Here is a 13,702-nt window from a genome sequence, read left to right as displayed (position 1 = left end):
CCGGCAGCAAGGCCGATTCCGGCCCCCGTAGCTCAGTGGATAGAGCAGGCGCCTTCTAAGCGCTTGGCCGCAGGTTCGAGTCCTGCCGGGGGCGCCACCTCCTACCAGCAAAAACGCCCCAGAGGGGATCTCCCCTCCAGGGCGTTTCGTGTCTCTGACGGCAACGCTGACGGCAACGACCCCGTCACTCGTCGGACAGCAGATCTCCCAGCTTGTCCAGAGCGGCCCGCTTCTCCGTCATGTCGGCGTGCGCATAGATGTTCATCGTCACGTCCAGGGCGCTATGCCCAACGATGTCCCGGACGATGTGCGGCGGGATCCCGAGGCCGAGCAGCAGGGTCACGCAGGTGTGGCGGAGGTCATGGAAGCGGACGTCCAGGCCGAGCCGCTCGCGGATCGCGTAGAAGTGCCGGTTCAGGTTCCGGGGCTCGATCGGGGTCCCCCGCCGGGTGGTGAAGACCAGGCCGGTTTCCTGCCACTGCTCCCCCCGCGGCTTCGCGCTCTTCCGCCTGGCGCTCACGGTGCCGGCGGAGTGCGTCGACACACACGGCCGGGAGCGGTACGGGTCGCTCCGAGCGGCGCGTCTTGGGCGCGGTGAGCGTCAGCTCTCCGTTGACCCGCTGCAGGGCCGTTCGGATCTCCAGCGATCCCCCATCCAGGTCAACGTCCGACCAGTGGAGTCCAAGCAGTTCGCCGCGTCGGAGTCCCAGGTACAGCGCGAGCACGTACGCCGCACATAGCCGATCGCCACGTACGTCGTCCAGGAGCTTCTTCCCCTCAGCGACGGACAGGCCGCGGCCGACCCGGTACCGAGGAGTTTGGACCTGTACGAGCTTGGCGACGTTGCGCTGCACCAGTTCCTCACGGACCGCGTGCTGGAGGGCGTTCCGCAACACCGCGTGCAGGTACTGGACCATGCGCGGCGACAGCCGACGCTCGCAGCAGCGCTTGGGAGTGGCAGCACAGCAGCGACGGGCACCGGCCGGACGAGCGGCATCACGTCCCTGAGCACAGCACTGGCAGGCCTGACGAGCCCAGTCGAGGAAGAGGCGTACGTCTTTGGCTGAGAGCCGGGCGAGCTTCTTCTTTCCAAGTCGGGGCACGATGTACGCGTTCACGCGCTTGCTGTAGCTGTAGACCGTCGAAGGCCGCACCTTGTGGCTCACGACGTGCTCAAGCCAGTACGGGAGGTAGGTACCGAGGCTCTCGGTCGTGTCGGCCGCAGGAATGCCCTGGTCACTCTTGGAGAGCAGCTCGGTGAGCTTCTTCCGGGCCTCCTCCCAGGTATGGCCGTAGACCCGTCGGCGCTTGTAGGTGCCGTCCGGCATTAGGACGTAGCCAGCTCCCTCGTACCGGCCGTCCTTGCGGCGGTAGATGGTGCCCTCACCGTTGGGGTTGCGCTTGGCCATCAGGCAGCCTCCTCGATCTCACGGGTTATGAAGTCGCGCAAGGCATCAGCCGGAATGCGGCGGGAACGGCCCACCGTGATAGAGACCAGACGGCGGGAGCGGATCAGGTCGTAGACGGTGGAACGGCCGAGCCTGAGCCGCGCCATGACTTCGGGCACGGTCAGCAGTTCGGGAGTGGCGGTGGTCATGCTGCGGCTCCTTCCTGGGCGAGTTGGTCGCGTAGTGCTTCGCGGGCGGTTTCGCGGTTGAGTTGGATGTCGCGGGCGATGGTGGCGGCGAGGGCGGATTCGCCGGGGGTATGGCCGTGTCCGGCGTACTGCCAGTCGGCCAGGACCAGGACGGTGTCCGGCTCGCGGTCGTCCAGGCCGAGGGCGGCATGTTCCTGGGCGGCGCGGTAGTCGGCGCGTGCCTGGCGGAGGGCGCCGAGGGTGGTGGAGTAGCGGCGGGACTTGGAGGAGAAGTGGCCACGAAAGCCGAGCATGTGAGCCCAAGCCCACAGGCGCCGGTCCGGGTAGAACGGATCGAGTTCCTTGCAGGCCTTGATGAGGCGGCGGGTGTGGTCGGGGACCTGGTGGCGGTCGAGTTCGGCGAGTTCGCCGATGCGCCGGTCCAGGGTGCCGGTGTTCTCGGCGGCTTTGGTGGCGTACTTGGCCACGTAGGAGGCGACGGCCTGTTCGGTGATGTCGGAGCCGTCGCCGAAGGCCTTCACGGGCCGGACGTCGAGCTGGGTGCCCCAGCGGAAGGTACGAGCGGGCTGGTCCTCGGAGGCCGGGACGGAGACCGAGGTGTAGGAGTGCGCGGCAGCTGCACGGATCGAGTCGGCCAGGAGATCTACCGTCGCCCAGGACGGCGGGGCGGTCTCGGGTCCGTCGGGGCCGTCGATGCGGATCACGGCATGGAAGTGCACGGCGCCGCGCTTTTGGAACTCGGCGACCTTGCCGTAGGAGAGGCGGGCGCACTCTTTCGCCTCCCGCTGAGTGATGCCGGCGCGGGCGGCAATCTCGCGGCGCAGCCGGTTGGTGAAGCGCTGCCAGAGCTGCCCGGCGTGGTTGTTGAACAGCACGGCGCCCGCGTAGTCGTAAGTGGCCGGGTCCAGGGCCGTGCCGAGGGCGGGATCGTCAGCGGCGTGGCGGGTGCCGCAGCGACAGGTGCCTCGGTCGGGCCGGTTGTGGACCGGGCCGAAGGAGGGGGCGGTGAGGGTGGCGAAGACCCGGGGGTGATCGCGGACGGTGGCGGGGATATCGCGTCGGTCATCGCCAGCCAGGCCCGCGCGGATGAGGTGGTAGGTGTCGCCCGCGTAGGTCCAGGCGCAGGACGGGCAGCGCGAGGCGCGGCGGTTCCCGCAGGCGACGCGGAGACGGCCGCCCGGCTCTGTCTCGGTGGAGTAGTGGTGCAGGGTCTCGCCGGTGGTCTTGTCCTTGTGGAGGGTCCAGCCGGTGAGGTGGATGGGGTCGGAGCAGCCGCCCGTGCGGCGGATCTGGTCTTCCCAGCGGCTGTAGTCGGAGGCCGAAGCCACCCTCAGCAGGTCGCCGAGGGTGGTCGGGTCGAGCAGGTCAGGCACGCGCACCCTCCCGGACGCGGCGGGCGGGGACGGTGCCCTGGCCGTTGCAGGCCCGGCAGTCGATGGTGAGCGTGGGCAGGTGGCCGTGCCGGTCGCGGCCGCCGGTGCTAATGGCGGCGGAGGCGAAGCCGTCGCAGTTGGGGCAGATGCGGGGCATCGGCGTGGCGGTGGGGTGCGTCATGCTGGGGGTTCCTTCCGGTTCAGTGGATCGGATAGGGACGGCGCCCGGGCGGCGGATGCTTGGCGGTATCGGAGCCGCCCGGGGGCCGGTCAGCGGCGCTTCGTCTCCGAGGCGAGCAGCGAGCGCAAGACGACGGCGCAGATGGCGAGCGAGGCGCCGGTGATGGCGACCGCCAGGAGCATGGAGACCAGGACGGCGCCGACGACCAGGACCACGGCCGTGCCGCCGCCGACGAGGGCGAGGGCCGTGCCGGGGGTGAGCTGAACCGTCGGCCGGGACGGCGCGGGGGCCGGGGCCACCGGGGCGGGCTGCGGGGTCTGGGCGGCCGGGACGATGGTGGTCGGCTCGACCACGGCGGGCGGGCTGACCTGACCGGTCGGCGTGGGCATGGTCGGGATCTTCGGGCGGAACATCAGCGGTTCTCCCTTCGGCTACTTGATGAAGGTGTCGATGGCGGGGGCCAGGACGCTGTCGGCGAGGAGGAAGCCGCCGAGCAGCAGGACGGCGATGAGCCAGGCGGGCGGGCGGATGAGCTTGACGCCGAGGTAGCCGACGATGAGCAGGGCGAGCCAGAGCGGTACTTCCATGGCGGAGGGCCTCCTAGCGGACGCGGCAGCGGTGGGTGCGGGCGGCGAGCTGGGCGGCGGACTGGCTGGAGTAGTCGGAGGACCAGCCGCACCGGTCGGCGGTGCACACGGCGGCGTACTTGGTCTGGCCGTGGCGGTCGCGGTGGGTGCCGATCTGCACCGGGCCGATCCGCATCACGGAGTGAAAGTGGTCACGAGCGGGCATGTCAGTCGGTCTCCTCTCGGGTCAGGGCCGGGTAGGGGTAGGCGGCGCGGATACCGGCGGCTGTGGCCGGGTCGGGGGTGCGGCGGGCGGCTTCCTCAGCGAGCAGGTGCGCGAGGAGGGGCCGGTTCGCGGCGGTCATCTCGCGGGCGGCGTCGAGGTGGTCGGCGGCGGTCAGGTCGGCCGGGTCACTGGTCATGGCGTGTCTCCCGTCGATGTCAGGTGAGTTGGGCGGCGATGGCGTCGGCGAGCTGGGGCGGGACGCCGAGGCGGGCGCGCAGGGTGTCGGTGTCGATCGGCGTACCAGTGCGGGTCTGGTGGTCGTCGGCGACCTTGCGGGCGTGGTCGACCAGCGCGGCCGGGACCGGCACAGCCGGAGCAGCGGCGACCCGGGCAGGCTCTGCAGGGGCGGGCTCGGCAGCCGGGAGGGCCGGGGCGTCGTCGACCGCCGAGACCGGCTCCGGCTCTGGTTCGGTCTCGGTGACCGGCTCAGGGTCCGGCTCGGTGACCGGGGCTGCGGGTGCCGGCGGTTCCGGCACCTGCTCGGTGGTGGAGTGGGCGAGGAGGGTGCCGCCCATGAACGCCAGGGCGGGCCAGGCGGCGACCAGGATGCGCAGCCACGCGGGGACGTGGTCGAGGTCGAGGAGTCCGGCGGTGGCGACGTTGGCGCCGAGCGAGGCCACCAGGGCGATCACGAACCAGCACCAGGCCAGCCGGGACGGACCGTCGGAGCGCAGCCGCCGCCAGGAGGCGACCAGGAGCAGGTCCACGCTGATCGGGTAGGCCCAGGCTTTCCAGCCGTCCTGTCCGGCAGCGGCGGCGAGGTCGTGGAGGTGGGCGAAGGACAGCGCCCCGGCGATGACGGCCTGGACCAGGACGGCGTCGACGCGGAGAGCGGGGCGGGCCATCACGGCTCCTTCCTGTAATGAGGCATGGCGGGGGTAGGGACCCGGCGCGAAGCGGTCACGCCAACCGGTGGGACAGGGGAAGGGTCAGGCGGTGGCGGGGGCTGTCTTGGACAGCGGCACCTGGGCCGAGGGCAACGCGGCGACCGCGGGCCGGAACGGGGCCAGGGCGGGCACGTCGGGGGTGCGGTCGGCGTACTTGTTGCAGAGATTCACGGCCTGGCGCAGCGAGGTGTGCGGGGCACGGATGCGATGCCAACCACCCGTGGAGTCACCGGCGATCGCTATGCCGCGTGTCTCGGCGGGGATCTGGATGGCGGCCAGGACGGCGTCCGGGGAGATGTCGCCGAAGGCCATGTTGGCGGAGGTTTCGTCGTTGACGCGGTGGGCGGTGCGGCCGGTGAGCTGAGCACGGAGCATGGTGATGCCCTTGCCGAGTTCGGAGCCGAAGCGCTGCCCGCAGATCTCCAGGTAGATGCCGGCCGCGCGGCCGAGCTGGGCGAGACGCACAAGGGCGGTGATGATGCGGTCGCGGCGCTTCTCCTCCTCCTTGCCGGCAAAGAGGGCGAGTTCGGCGACCTCGTCGACCAGGACCACGACCGGGACGGGGCGGATGTCGTCGGGCAGGTCCCAGATGTCGGCGGCGATCTCCGCATCCGGCACCGCGACACTGATGCGCTGCTCAGCCCGGATCAGTTGATAGACCTCCTCCATGTGCGACACCAGGGCTTCGAGCAGTTCCAAGGCGGTGTCGGGGTTGTCGGCCAGGGCGGAGAACCGGCGCGCGAGTGGGAACAGCTCAACGCCCTGCTTGCAGTCGATACCGGCCAAGGCGACGTCCATCGGGGCCAGCCCGGCCACAAGGTTGCGCTGGTAGACCGATTTCCCAGACTCCGTCGCCCCCAGGGTCAGGCCGTGCGGAACCGCGCGATAGTCGCGGTAGTGCACCGAGCCGTCCTCCCTGAGCGCGACCGGTACCCGCATCGGACGCGTGTCGGTCTTGGCGGGCATCTGGACCTGCTTGAGCACGTCATAGCCGGTCATCCGCACCTCAACGACGCCCGAACGAACCTCGCGGGAGGTCACGCCGTACATCCCGAAGGAGTGGCGCAGCCGGTCCGTGGCCGCCGAAACGTCGAAGGCATCCTGTCCCGGTCGGAGCTTGAGCCGCAGGACCAGCCCGGTCCGGGTCGGGCGTAACCGCAGGATGCGCGGCACCCGGGACTCCGGCACCGGCCGGTTGGCCACCCGGGCCAGAGCCAGCCGCCAGCGCGAGGGCGGGACCGTCAGGCCGCAGGCGTCCATGACCGAGGCGTAGCGCACCAGGACCCGCACCGTGGCAACGATGACCCCGAAGGTCAGCCAGTACCAGGCGGGGCGCCGCCACCGCAGGAGACCCGCAGCAGCGACGACCACAACCACAGCGACCATGAACCACGTCATGATCAGGCCGCCTCGGATGCCGAACCGGTGGCGGCCAGCGAGGTGACCGCGACCGCGCGGAAGGCGATCCCGTGCCGCTTCTGGCCGTTGAACTCGTTCTCCCACGGCCGGGCGATCAGCCCCGTCAGAGCGACCGGGGTGCCCATGGCCAGGTCGCTGGAGATACCGGGCTCCGGGACGGTGATGGACAGAATCTCGACTTCGTCGTTGGCCGCGAACATCACGTCCACGGTCATCAGCTTGACGCCGTCAGCGTCGATAGCGATCTCACCGGTACGGCGGTCACGGACCTTGGGCTGCGGGGCCTTGGCCACCATCACGGTGGCGCCGGACGTCTCAACGGGGATCTGACGCATGATGGAACTCCCTTGAGAGGGGGGGGAGCGGCGTACTTGCTTGGCGGTGGGTCGCCGCTCTCGTGCGTTGACAGATAGCGCAGCAAAGCTGCTGGTTCGCGCCCCTACTGGTGCGCACCAGTAGGTTGCATCTGGTGCGCACCAGATGTCAAGCGCTGTCGCTGCTGCGGCTTCTCAACTCGCCTTGCTGCGACAGTTCTAGGGAACCGTTTCTGCCAACACCCCGGTAGCCAAAAGGGGTTAACACCTGACGCGTTAACCCCTGCCGACCTGCGGTGATCTAAGGCATGCTGCAATGAGATCTCTGTACTCCAGGCAGGGCGGCGCCACGTGACGAACGGACTCAAGGCAGCAAGGAGCGCAAGGGAATGGTCGCAAGAGCGACTCGTTCGGGAGATCGAGCGCTATGCGCGACAACACATGCTCGACGTCGCATCAACAGCCAGCCTGCGCGTGTACGTCTCGGAGTGGGAGAACGGCCGGCGCTCCATCTCGACTCGCTACGCGAGGATACTGCGAGCGCTGCTTGGCATCACTGACGACGAACTAGCTGGCAAGACTGAGTTGCTGACGCCATCGGTCACAGCGGATGGGTATGACGAGCTGATGGGCCGCATCGACGCAGCTCGCAGCATCAGCGCGACCATGGTGAACACGTTCATGGACCAGACGGAGCTGCTCCGAACCATGGATCGGCAGATGGGGGCCACAAGCCTCGTCGACCAGATGACGGCCCACCTTGCGACGCTTGAGGACGCCCTCACCTTCGCCGTGCTGCCCGAAACCCGGCGTCCAGTCGCACGTGCTTTGGCAGGAGCAGCAACACTCGCCGCCTGGCAAGCTCTTGACGTCGGAGCCATTGAGCGAGCCTGGCGGCACTACGAGTTGGGCAAGCGCGCCGCCCAAGAGGCCGAAGAGCCGATGTACCTGGCGCACGCCACAGCCGAGCAGGCCTACGTGCTCTGCGACGCCGGACGGGCGCCCATGGCGGTGCAGCTCATACGCGAGGCCCAGCGACTCGGCGGCACGGCCATGTCCCCACGCCTTACAGCTTGGCTGCACGCCGCAGATGCCGAGATATGCGCCCGAGCCGGTATGCCCGACGACTGCAAGCGCGCACTGGAGAGCGCCATACGGTCCCTACCTCCGGGTGAGGAAGCCCGCGACCCGGACATGTTGAGCATCTTCCTCAATGAGGGGCACCTCGCCAGATGGCGCGGCAACGCACTCGCCCTGATCGGTGATCACGAAGCAGTCCAGAGTCTCTACACAGCCCTGGACACAGCCGACCCGACGTTCATACGGGCGTCCGCAGGGCTGCGCTGCGATCTCGCGCAGGCACACATGGCCCGCGGCGAGTACGACCAGGCGCAAGAGCATCTCCGTCAGGGTCGCTTGATAGCGAACCGCACCGGGTCGGTACGTCAGAGGCGCAGGATCGAGCAGCTCACGCAGCAGTTGTAGGCGAAACGCCAGCGCCACGCGAAGCGAGGACGTGGAGCAGGGCGACGAGGGTGCCAGAGCCCATGAGTTCGCCCCGCGCCATGAGGCCAGGAATGTCAGAGAGCGGCACCCACGCGATGTGTCCCGCCTCCTCCAGGTCCGTCGGCTCTCCTACGAGCTTGGCGCCCTTGCCTACGAAGATGTCGTGCGGTGAGTCGACCATACCCACCATGGGCTGATACGTGACCACCTGCTCAAGGGAGTCCGGCCGCCAGCCAGTTTCTTCCTCGACCTCACGCAGCGCCGTCTGCAAGGAGTCCTCCCCCTCGTCGACGATGCCACCCGGGAGCTCCCATCCGAACGAGTCGGGCACGAAGCGGTAGCGCCACATCATCAGGACACGGTCCTGGTCGTCGATGACGGCCGCGATGGCCACGTGGTGGAGCTTCACGACATGGTGCTCGAAGCGGTCGACTCCTGGCGGCTCGACGTCGACGAGGCTGAGCTTCACCCAACGGTTGTCGTACAGAGTCCTCTCACCATGGATCTGCCACGGCTCGACATCCGCCGGCGCCTGGATGGTCACTGACCGATCCGGGACCCGGTAGGAGCTACGGCCATGCACCTCGATGGCGCCCTCGGCGACGAGCTTCGCCAGCACCTGGCGGAGAGCTGTACGGCCGATGCCCAGCTCTTCGGACAGGGTGCGCTCAGATGGAATCTTGGAGCCAGGCGAGTACTTCCCCGTCGAGATCCACTCGCGGATCGTGCGGTAAACCCGCTCCGACTTCGGTCCCATCCGGTGAGCACGCTCCCTGAAGCTTGAGTGACTGTGGGAGCAAGCGTAGCGACCACCTACCAAAGTTCGTAGGTGCCCACCGCCCTTGTTGATCGCCACGGGCGCGGTAAGAGTTTCCCTACTTCATCAAGTGCCCGCGCACGGCGCGGGCGCGCGCCGCCTCTGCGGCGCGGCCTGCCTCCTGTCTGCGCCCCGGCTGGCCGCGCCCGACGGCGCGCTCTGCGGCTGCGGGCATGAAGTGGGAGACACCCTCTGTGGCTGGGGCGGTCGGCTCCACGGCTTTAGGCAGCCACTTTGGCGCGAGCCTCGAAGATCATGGCCCCAACGTCGTGCTTTAGCGGGCAGGTCCACAGACTGCCCGACGCGCCGGAAGCTTACGGGGCCATGATCACTCGCGCCAAAGCAGCTCCAGCCCAAAGCCGCTCCACCGACCTCTAGTTCAGCGTGGGCGGCTCGTCATGACTCCCGAGGCGCTAATCTGGCACCTTGATTCGTACCGCCAGAACGGGGAGCGTGTGCCGCCGCATCAGAATCCGCTAGCCGAACGGGAGTTGCCTGGCATCTTCGCTTCGGCTGACGAAATCTCAAAGCAGTCACAAAAGGAATATCTACGCTGGACACGCGGACGCTTGCAATTGGCAGTCTTGGCTGCTACTGCCGGAATCGCGGCAGCCAGCAGCAAAGATGATAGCTGGCCGGAAACTACCTCTACATGTATCGCACTAATTTCCTTCGCTACTGCCCTCATTCTCGAGGTGCATCTACTTCGAGACAGACCGGAAGAACGTTGGTATCACGGCAGAGCAATTGCAGAGTCAGCCAAGACATTGGCTTGGCGATACATGGCAATAGCGGAACCGTTTCCGGCGAGCCTCACGCCGGACAGGGCAGAAGATGTTCTTTTGGCGCGAATCCAGGATCTATTCGCAGAGTCATCCCCAAACCTCCCCGGGCTCTCTGTTGGATCGAGTCAGGTAACACCGAGGATGCGCCAGATCCGAGCATCCGACCTACCCGCCCGCAAAGCTACCTACCTCGCCCTCCGAGTTTCAGACCAACAGGCATGGTACGAAAAAAAGGCCAAAGAGAACGAAAGTGACGCGAAACGCTGGCGCCTCACCCTGGTTTCATTCGAGATTCTCGGAATCGCAACAACCGTAATCACACTGCTGGATATCACGAACCTCGACATGGGAGCGACCCTTGCCGCCGCCGTCGCTGCCGGAGGCGCCTGGCTTGAGGTCAAGCAATACGACAATTTGTCTTCGGCGTATGCACTGACCGCTGCCGAACTGAGTTTTGTTCGAGCAACAGGCGAGAGCATCTCAAACGAGGAGAAGTGGTCAGACTACGTAGTCTCTGCGGAGCAAGCTATCAGCCGGGAACACACCATGTGGTTGGCTCGCAGAGTTGGACTTAGGGCTGCAAGGAGGAACGGATGACTCTCACCTACCAGGCCAGACTGGCTCAGACTCAACTCACTGCAATCTCCCGACAGCTTGAGCACAAAGCGGACTCCCCAGTTCGCCACAAGTGCTTCCTGAGCTATCACGCTGTCGACGCTGAGGAAGTGTTGTCTTTCGTCGAGTCTTTCGGGGACTACTTCATCCCAAGGGCCATCGGCGTCTCTGAGGACGATCCTGTAATCGAGAGTGAAGACAGCGATTACATCATGGACCGAATCAGAAGCAAGTACCTCGCGAACTCGACCGTCACAATAGTCATGGTAGGAAAATGCACCTGGGCTAGAAAGTTCGTCGACTGGGAAATTTATAGCTCTTTGCGTAGAGGCAAGGTAAACCGCCTCAATGGACTGATGGCAATTCAGCTACCTTCCGCTAAGAGCCCTAGCGCAAAACTTCCTCCAAGAGTGCAGGACAACGTGATCAGAGATGGCACAAAGGACATCGGGTACGCCCGGTATTACGAATACCCGACCCGTGGCGGGACACTGCAGAACTGGATCCAGGACGCCTTCGACGCCAGGAGCACCCGAGACCACCTCATCTACAACAGCCGCGCCAGAAAGAAGATAAATTCTACCTGTCCATGACTGTGGCATACGACAGCACCGCCGACAAACGCCTGACATCCACAGGTGACGTCAATGACACCGGACTGAGGTAACCAGGAGCATCCTTCCCTAGTCCTCGCGTCCTGGTGCAGGCCAGGACGTTGATCGATAAGGCGGCCGCAGGTCACGGCCGCCGTTGATTAGTTGTGGCTGTGCAGCGGCTGCCGCACTGCCAGGCCGCAGTTCGACCGGCGAAGAGGTCAGTCGAACCAAGTCGAGAGCAGCACGCGACGGTTGCGCATATCAGGGCCCCTCGAAGAATTTGGAGACCATGGCGTCGAAGCCGTGCTGGACGCCAACAGCGAACACCGCGTGAAGCCAGTGGTACTCACTCGCAAACGGGTCGGTGAGCGTCGTTGACAAGCGCGCCAGCTGTGCGTAGGCGTCGAACATCGTTGGGATTGAGCAGGCCTCGTAGCCGAGGTGGACCGCTGCGGTGAAGTGCAGAATGGCCCGCTTGGTTTGGCCCGTGTTGACCTCGCGGATGCCGAGTGAGATCTCGAGCTGGGCCTGGACTTTGAGCGACTCGTCGACCTCGATCGTTGGCAGCTCCGGTGGACCGCCCGCCAGGGCGGGGCGGCGGCTGTCACGGATGCCTCGTATGGCCCGAGCAAGGGCAGCGATGGCGCCGGCGTCGCGGGCGTTCCAACCGTTGATTATGTGGGGGAAACCAGCGAAATGCTCGGGCGTGGCTCGTGGCGCGGCGGTGGCCAATGGTGCTTGGTGCACCCACCGATGGGTGGCGAGTATCGTCTCGTCGGGCGGCTCTGCCAACAGGATCAGGGTGTGCTCCTGGGCACGGGCCTTTTGTAGCAGCGCGCGCTCGGTCTCAACCCCGCCAGTCATGACACTGGCTGCAAAGACGACAATGTCGGCGCGCCCGATGAGTCGACCCACGGCCTCCTCCCAGGTGGCGCCGACCGCGATGCCCAGGGGGCGATCGATTGCGGGCACGCCAAGCGTCGCGGACGCTGAGCCTGATGGGTTGTAGATGAGCACGGCCATGGCATCGCTGCCCAACTGGTCGCGTAAGACTTGAGGGGTCTCGATACCCGGCATTTCGAACGACAGCACTTCGCCGCGGGCCGAGCCGGATGCCAGGCTCTCGTGGGCGAAGCTGCGCAGGTAGAGGGCGAAGGTCGCCTCACGGTTGCCCCACATCGCCCGCAGGCGCTCCTCGACGCCGCAGTTGGCCCTGGCCACGGCCTCGAAAGCCAGGGTGAAGAGCTTGTCGAGATGATCGATTTGCCAGGTCGGCCAGATACGCTCCTCACCACTCAGTAGCGGTGGGAGCTTCGCCCAGAAGGTCTTGAAGTCGTTTCGGAAGCCGTTGGTCATCCAGGTCATGGTCGTCCTCCCGTCGGGCTGCCGCGTCACCTTGAAGGCGATACGACCTTATATAAGGTGCCCAGACGGGTACGTGCGATATGCACAACAACGGGACGCTGGTCGAGACCGATCGCTGTCGCAACTCCCTGACCCAGAACTGGATGTGGAGTGAGGAACTGCACTAGACCTTTGAGGCCCTGGGTGCATCCACGAAGCTGGCGTATGTGTTCTTCACAGCCGCCCCAGAGAACGGCATCCAAGTCATCCACTGGGGAAACGCCCACCTCAAACCCGACCGCACCGTCACTCGCTCCACAGCGAGCAGTTGCAGGTAGAAGCCCAACCTCCTGAGTGAGCACCCCCGATTCTGGGCCTACTCTGGGCCGTTCGAGGGCGCTCAGGGGCGACCGGAGATGGCTACTAACGACAGTCGTAGCCGCCGACAGTGGTTGGCAGCGGCTCGTGACGGTGCCAGATCAGGTACCGGTCCTCCCTGCGCAACTCCGCGGAACCCCATTCAATGCGCATGACGCCCTTCTCCATAGAGCAGGCATACGCGACGAGAACGAGCTGCACGTCTTCGGGAAGCAGCTCCAGATCTGGATGTACCTCGGAGTCATCGAGTTCTCCCCAGTCCAGGTCGAACGCCTGCTGCCTAGGAGGAGGGCCGTGGCGGCGGATCAGATCTGCTCGAAAGCCTGAGGCCCGACGGAGACGTGCAGCCGTCACGGGCACGTCCTTCTTCGCGTAGCGGAGGGGGTAGATCAGGTGGCCCCGGACGAGCATCATCGTGCGTCCTTGCAGGCGCACACCTTCCCCAAGCTCGGCGATGCCGGCGGCTAGTTCCTCGTACTGCACGGCGTAGAGGCCATGTCCGTAGGCTTCGAGCGTCTGAGTGTGGACGCCTTCGTGCCCGGTGCGGGCCCGCTCATGAGCCCGGACGAGGCAGGCCGGGATGATGTCCGCCAGTTCACCGGCTATGTCCCCGAAGGTCTCACGTGCCCATTGACTGGCTGAACCCACGACGTACCGCCCTTCCCTGATGGTCCTGCAGCACAGCACCGAGCAGCATCCATAAACCGTGCTGCGCCCAAGCGAGTCACACAAGGTGGCAACCAGCGCACAAAGGGAGCGCACACCACCTGAGCAGGGTTCTCCGCACGTGCCACTCGCTTGATACAGCAGTTGATCGCCCGACTCTGTCGCTCGCAGTGACGGCAATCCTGACGGCAACGACGGCGGACGGCAGCGGCACTCGGCAACCCGGAACGGAGGCATCAAGCTGCCATCTGACCGCCCCACCAGGGCGTGCCCGCATCTTCTAAGCGCTTGGCCGCAGGTTCGAGTCCTGCCGGGGGCGCACAGCGCGCACCACGTTGAGGCCCTCCACCCCGGAGGGCCTTTTCGCTGGTC

Annotated in this window: 16 protein-coding genes, 1 tRNA gene and 1 pseudogene; 4 read left to right on the top strand and 14 right to left on the bottom strand. The window is 66.4% G+C overall.

Annotation, left to right across the window (positions count from 1 at the left end):
- Nucleotides 1–21: 21 nt before the first annotated feature.
- A tRNA-Arg gene (locus AC067Z_RS37710) sits at nucleotides 22–97 on the top strand.
- A gap of 87 nt (nucleotides 98–184) precedes the next feature.
- Here AC067Z_RS37710 and AC067Z_RS37705 read toward each other — a convergent pair.
- The 11 genes and pseudogenes from AC067Z_RS37705 to AC067Z_RS37655 all read right to left on the bottom strand — a co-directional run bounded on the left by AC067Z_RS37705 (nucleotide 185) and on the right by AC067Z_RS37655 (nucleotide 6,644).
- Nucleotides 185–1,409, bottom strand: a pseudogene (locus tag AC067Z_RS37705) (tyrosine-type recombinase/integrase).
- Complete coding sequence (locus AC067Z_RS37700; RefSeq protein WP_274816391.1) at nucleotides 1,409–1,597, bottom strand: helix-turn-helix domain-containing protein; 189 nt, start codon at nucleotides 1,595–1,597, stop codon at nucleotides 1,409–1,411. Before AC067Z_RS37700 ends, AC067Z_RS37705 begins: the two are co-directional and overlap by 1 nt.
- Nucleotides 1,594–2,970, bottom strand: coding sequence for a replication initiator protein RepSA (gene repSA / locus AC067Z_RS37695; protein ID WP_478794167.1), 1,377 nt, complete (start codon nucleotides 2,968–2,970; stop codon nucleotides 1,594–1,596). Before repSA ends, AC067Z_RS37700 begins: the two co-directional genes overlap by 4 nt.
- Nucleotides 2,963–3,151: a hypothetical protein gene (locus tag AC067Z_RS37690; protein WP_478794166.1), complete on the bottom strand. Its 189-nt coding sequence runs from the start codon at nucleotides 3,149–3,151 to the stop codon at nucleotides 2,963–2,965. The genes repSA and AC067Z_RS37690 overlap by 8 nt, the downstream gene beginning before the upstream one ends.
- 89 nt (nucleotides 3,152–3,240) lie before the next feature.
- A complete protein-coding gene (locus tag AC067Z_RS37685; protein WP_478794165.1) occupies nucleotides 3,241–3,564 on the bottom strand; it encodes a SpdD-like protein in 324 nt (107 codons plus the stop codon).
- Between the two features lie 18 nt (nucleotides 3,565–3,582).
- The gene (locus tag AC067Z_RS37680; RefSeq protein ID WP_478794164.1) at nucleotides 3,583–3,738 is read right to left on the bottom strand and encodes a hypothetical protein; all 156 of its coding nucleotides are present in this window, start codon (nucleotides 3,736–3,738) and stop codon (nucleotides 3,583–3,585) included.
- A gap of 13 nt (nucleotides 3,739–3,751) precedes the next feature.
- Nucleotides 3,752–3,943: a mobile element transfer protein gene (locus AC067Z_RS37675; protein ID WP_031108984.1), complete on the bottom strand. Its 192-nt coding sequence runs from the start codon at nucleotides 3,941–3,943 to the stop codon at nucleotides 3,752–3,754.
- A 1-nt stretch (nucleotide 3,944) separates the two neighbouring features.
- The gene (locus AC067Z_RS37670; protein ID WP_478794163.1) at nucleotides 3,945–4,139 is read right to left on the bottom strand and encodes a hypothetical protein; all 195 of its coding nucleotides are present in this window, start codon (nucleotides 4,137–4,139) and stop codon (nucleotides 3,945–3,947) included.
- Between the two features lie 19 nt (nucleotides 4,140–4,158).
- Nucleotides 4,159–4,848: a DUF2637 domain-containing protein gene (locus tag AC067Z_RS37665; RefSeq protein WP_478794162.1), complete on the bottom strand. Its 690-nt coding sequence runs from the start codon at nucleotides 4,846–4,848 to the stop codon at nucleotides 4,159–4,161.
- Nucleotides 4,849–4,932: 84 nt separating this feature from the next.
- Nucleotides 4,933–6,288, bottom strand: a complete 1,356-nt coding sequence (locus AC067Z_RS37660; protein ID WP_478794161.1) for an FtsK/SpoIIIE domain-containing protein — start codon at nucleotides 6,286–6,288, stop codon at nucleotides 4,933–4,935.
- A 2-nt stretch (nucleotides 6,289–6,290) separates the two neighbouring features.
- Nucleotides 6,291–6,644 carry an SCO3933 family regulatory protein gene (locus AC067Z_RS37655; RefSeq protein WP_030835946.1) on the bottom strand — a complete coding sequence of 118 codons (354 nt, stop codon included), beginning with the start codon at nucleotides 6,642–6,644 and terminating at the stop codon, nucleotides 6,291–6,293.
- 420 nt (nucleotides 6,645–7,064) lie between these two features.
- Here AC067Z_RS37655 and AC067Z_RS37650 point away from each other — a divergent pair, with 420 nt between their 5' ends.
- Complete coding sequence (locus tag AC067Z_RS37650) at nucleotides 7,065–8,108, top strand: XRE family transcriptional regulator (protein WP_478794168.1); 1,044 nt, start codon at nucleotides 7,065–7,067, stop codon at nucleotides 8,106–8,108.
- Here AC067Z_RS37650 and AC067Z_RS37645 read toward each other — a convergent pair.
- The gene (locus AC067Z_RS37645; RefSeq protein ID WP_478794160.1) at nucleotides 8,092–8,886 is read right to left on the bottom strand and encodes an NUDIX domain-containing protein; all 795 of its coding nucleotides are present in this window, start codon (nucleotides 8,884–8,886) and stop codon (nucleotides 8,092–8,094) included. The genes AC067Z_RS37650 and AC067Z_RS37645 overlap by 17 nt on opposite strands.
- Before the next feature lie 458 nt (nucleotides 8,887–9,344).
- On the opposite strand from AC067Z_RS37645, the gene AC067Z_RS37640 reads away from it, so the two are divergent.
- Together AC067Z_RS37640 and AC067Z_RS37635 are read left to right on the top strand one after the other, a co-directional pair.
- Nucleotides 9,345–10,328 carry a DUF4231 domain-containing protein gene (locus tag AC067Z_RS37640; RefSeq protein WP_478794159.1) on the top strand — a complete coding sequence of 328 codons (984 nt, stop codon included), beginning with the start codon at nucleotides 9,345–9,347 and terminating at the stop codon, nucleotides 10,326–10,328.
- Nucleotides 10,325–10,939: a TIR domain-containing protein gene (locus tag AC067Z_RS37635; RefSeq protein WP_478794158.1), complete on the top strand. Its 615-nt coding sequence runs from the start codon at nucleotides 10,325–10,327 to the stop codon at nucleotides 10,937–10,939. Before AC067Z_RS37640 ends, AC067Z_RS37635 begins: the two co-directional genes overlap by 4 nt.
- Nucleotides 10,940–11,203: 264 nt before the next feature.
- Here AC067Z_RS37635 and AC067Z_RS37630 read toward each other — a convergent pair whose 3' ends face one another.
- Both AC067Z_RS37630 and AC067Z_RS37625 read right to left on the bottom strand, forming a co-directional pair.
- Nucleotides 11,204–12,307, bottom strand: a complete 1,104-nt coding sequence (locus tag AC067Z_RS37630; protein ID WP_478794157.1) for a hypothetical protein — start codon at nucleotides 12,305–12,307, stop codon at nucleotides 11,204–11,206.
- Between the two features lie 402 nt (nucleotides 12,308–12,709).
- On the bottom strand, nucleotides 12,710–13,312 hold the full coding sequence (locus AC067Z_RS37625; RefSeq protein WP_478794156.1) for a hypothetical protein: 603 nt from the start codon (nucleotides 13,310–13,312) through the stop codon (nucleotides 12,710–12,712).
- Nucleotides 13,313–13,702 lie beyond the last annotated feature (390 nt).

This window comes from Streptomyces sp. NPDC043812 (assembly GCF_056436245.1).
This window is presented reverse-complemented; position numbering and strand designations above follow the sequence as displayed.

What these genes read in the sequence shown, in the direction of transcription:
- AC067Z_RS37700 (WP_274816391.1), bottom strand. Translation starts at nt 1,597, where the DNA reads ATGACCACCGCCACTCCCGAACTGCTGACCGTGCCCGAAGTCATGGCG.
- AC067Z_RS37690 (WP_478794166.1), bottom strand. Translation starts at nt 3,151, where the DNA reads ATGACGCACCCCACCGCCACGCCGATGCCCCGCATCTGCCCCAACTGC.
- AC067Z_RS37685 (WP_478794165.1), bottom strand. Translation starts at nt 3,564, where the DNA reads ATGTTCCGCCCGAAGATCCCGACCATGCCCACGCCGACCGGTCAGGTC.
- AC067Z_RS37680 (WP_478794164.1), bottom strand. Translation starts at nt 3,738, where the DNA reads ATGGAAGTACCGCTCTGGCTCGCCCTGCTCATCGTCGGCTACCTCGGC.
- AC067Z_RS37675 (WP_031108984.1), bottom strand. Translation starts at nt 3,943, where the DNA reads ATGCCCGCTCGTGACCACTTTCACTCCGTGATGCGGATCGGCCCGGTG.
- AC067Z_RS37670 (WP_478794163.1), bottom strand. Translation starts at nt 4,139, where the DNA reads ATGACCAGTGACCCGGCCGACCTGACCGCCGCCGACCACCTCGACGCC.
- AC067Z_RS37665 (WP_478794162.1), bottom strand. Translation starts at nt 4,848, where the DNA reads ATGGCCCGCCCCGCTCTCCGCGTCGACGCCGTCCTGGTCCAGGCCGTC.
- AC067Z_RS37660 (WP_478794161.1), bottom strand. Translation starts at nt 6,288, where the DNA reads ATGACGTGGTTCATGGTCGCTGTGGTTGTGGTCGTCGCTGCTGCGGGT.
- AC067Z_RS37655 (WP_030835946.1), bottom strand. Translation starts at nt 6,644, where the DNA reads ATGCGTCAGATCCCCGTTGAGACGTCCGGCGCCACCGTGATGGTGGCC.
- AC067Z_RS37650 (WP_478794168.1), top strand. Translation starts at nt 7,065, where the DNA reads ATGCTCGACGTCGCATCAACAGCCAGCCTGCGCGTGTACGTCTCGGAG.
- AC067Z_RS37645 (WP_478794160.1), bottom strand. Translation starts at nt 8,886, where the DNA reads ATGGGACCGAAGTCGGAGCGGGTTTACCGCACGATCCGCGAGTGGATC.
- AC067Z_RS37640 (WP_478794159.1), top strand. Translation starts at nt 9,345, where the DNA reads ATGACTCCCGAGGCGCTAATCTGGCACCTTGATTCGTACCGCCAGAAC.
- AC067Z_RS37635 (WP_478794158.1), top strand. Translation starts at nt 10,325, where the DNA reads ATGACTCTCACCTACCAGGCCAGACTGGCTCAGACTCAACTCACTGCA.
- AC067Z_RS37630 (WP_478794157.1), bottom strand. Translation starts at nt 12,307, where the DNA reads ATGACCTGGATGACCAACGGCTTCCGAAACGACTTCAAGACCTTCTGG.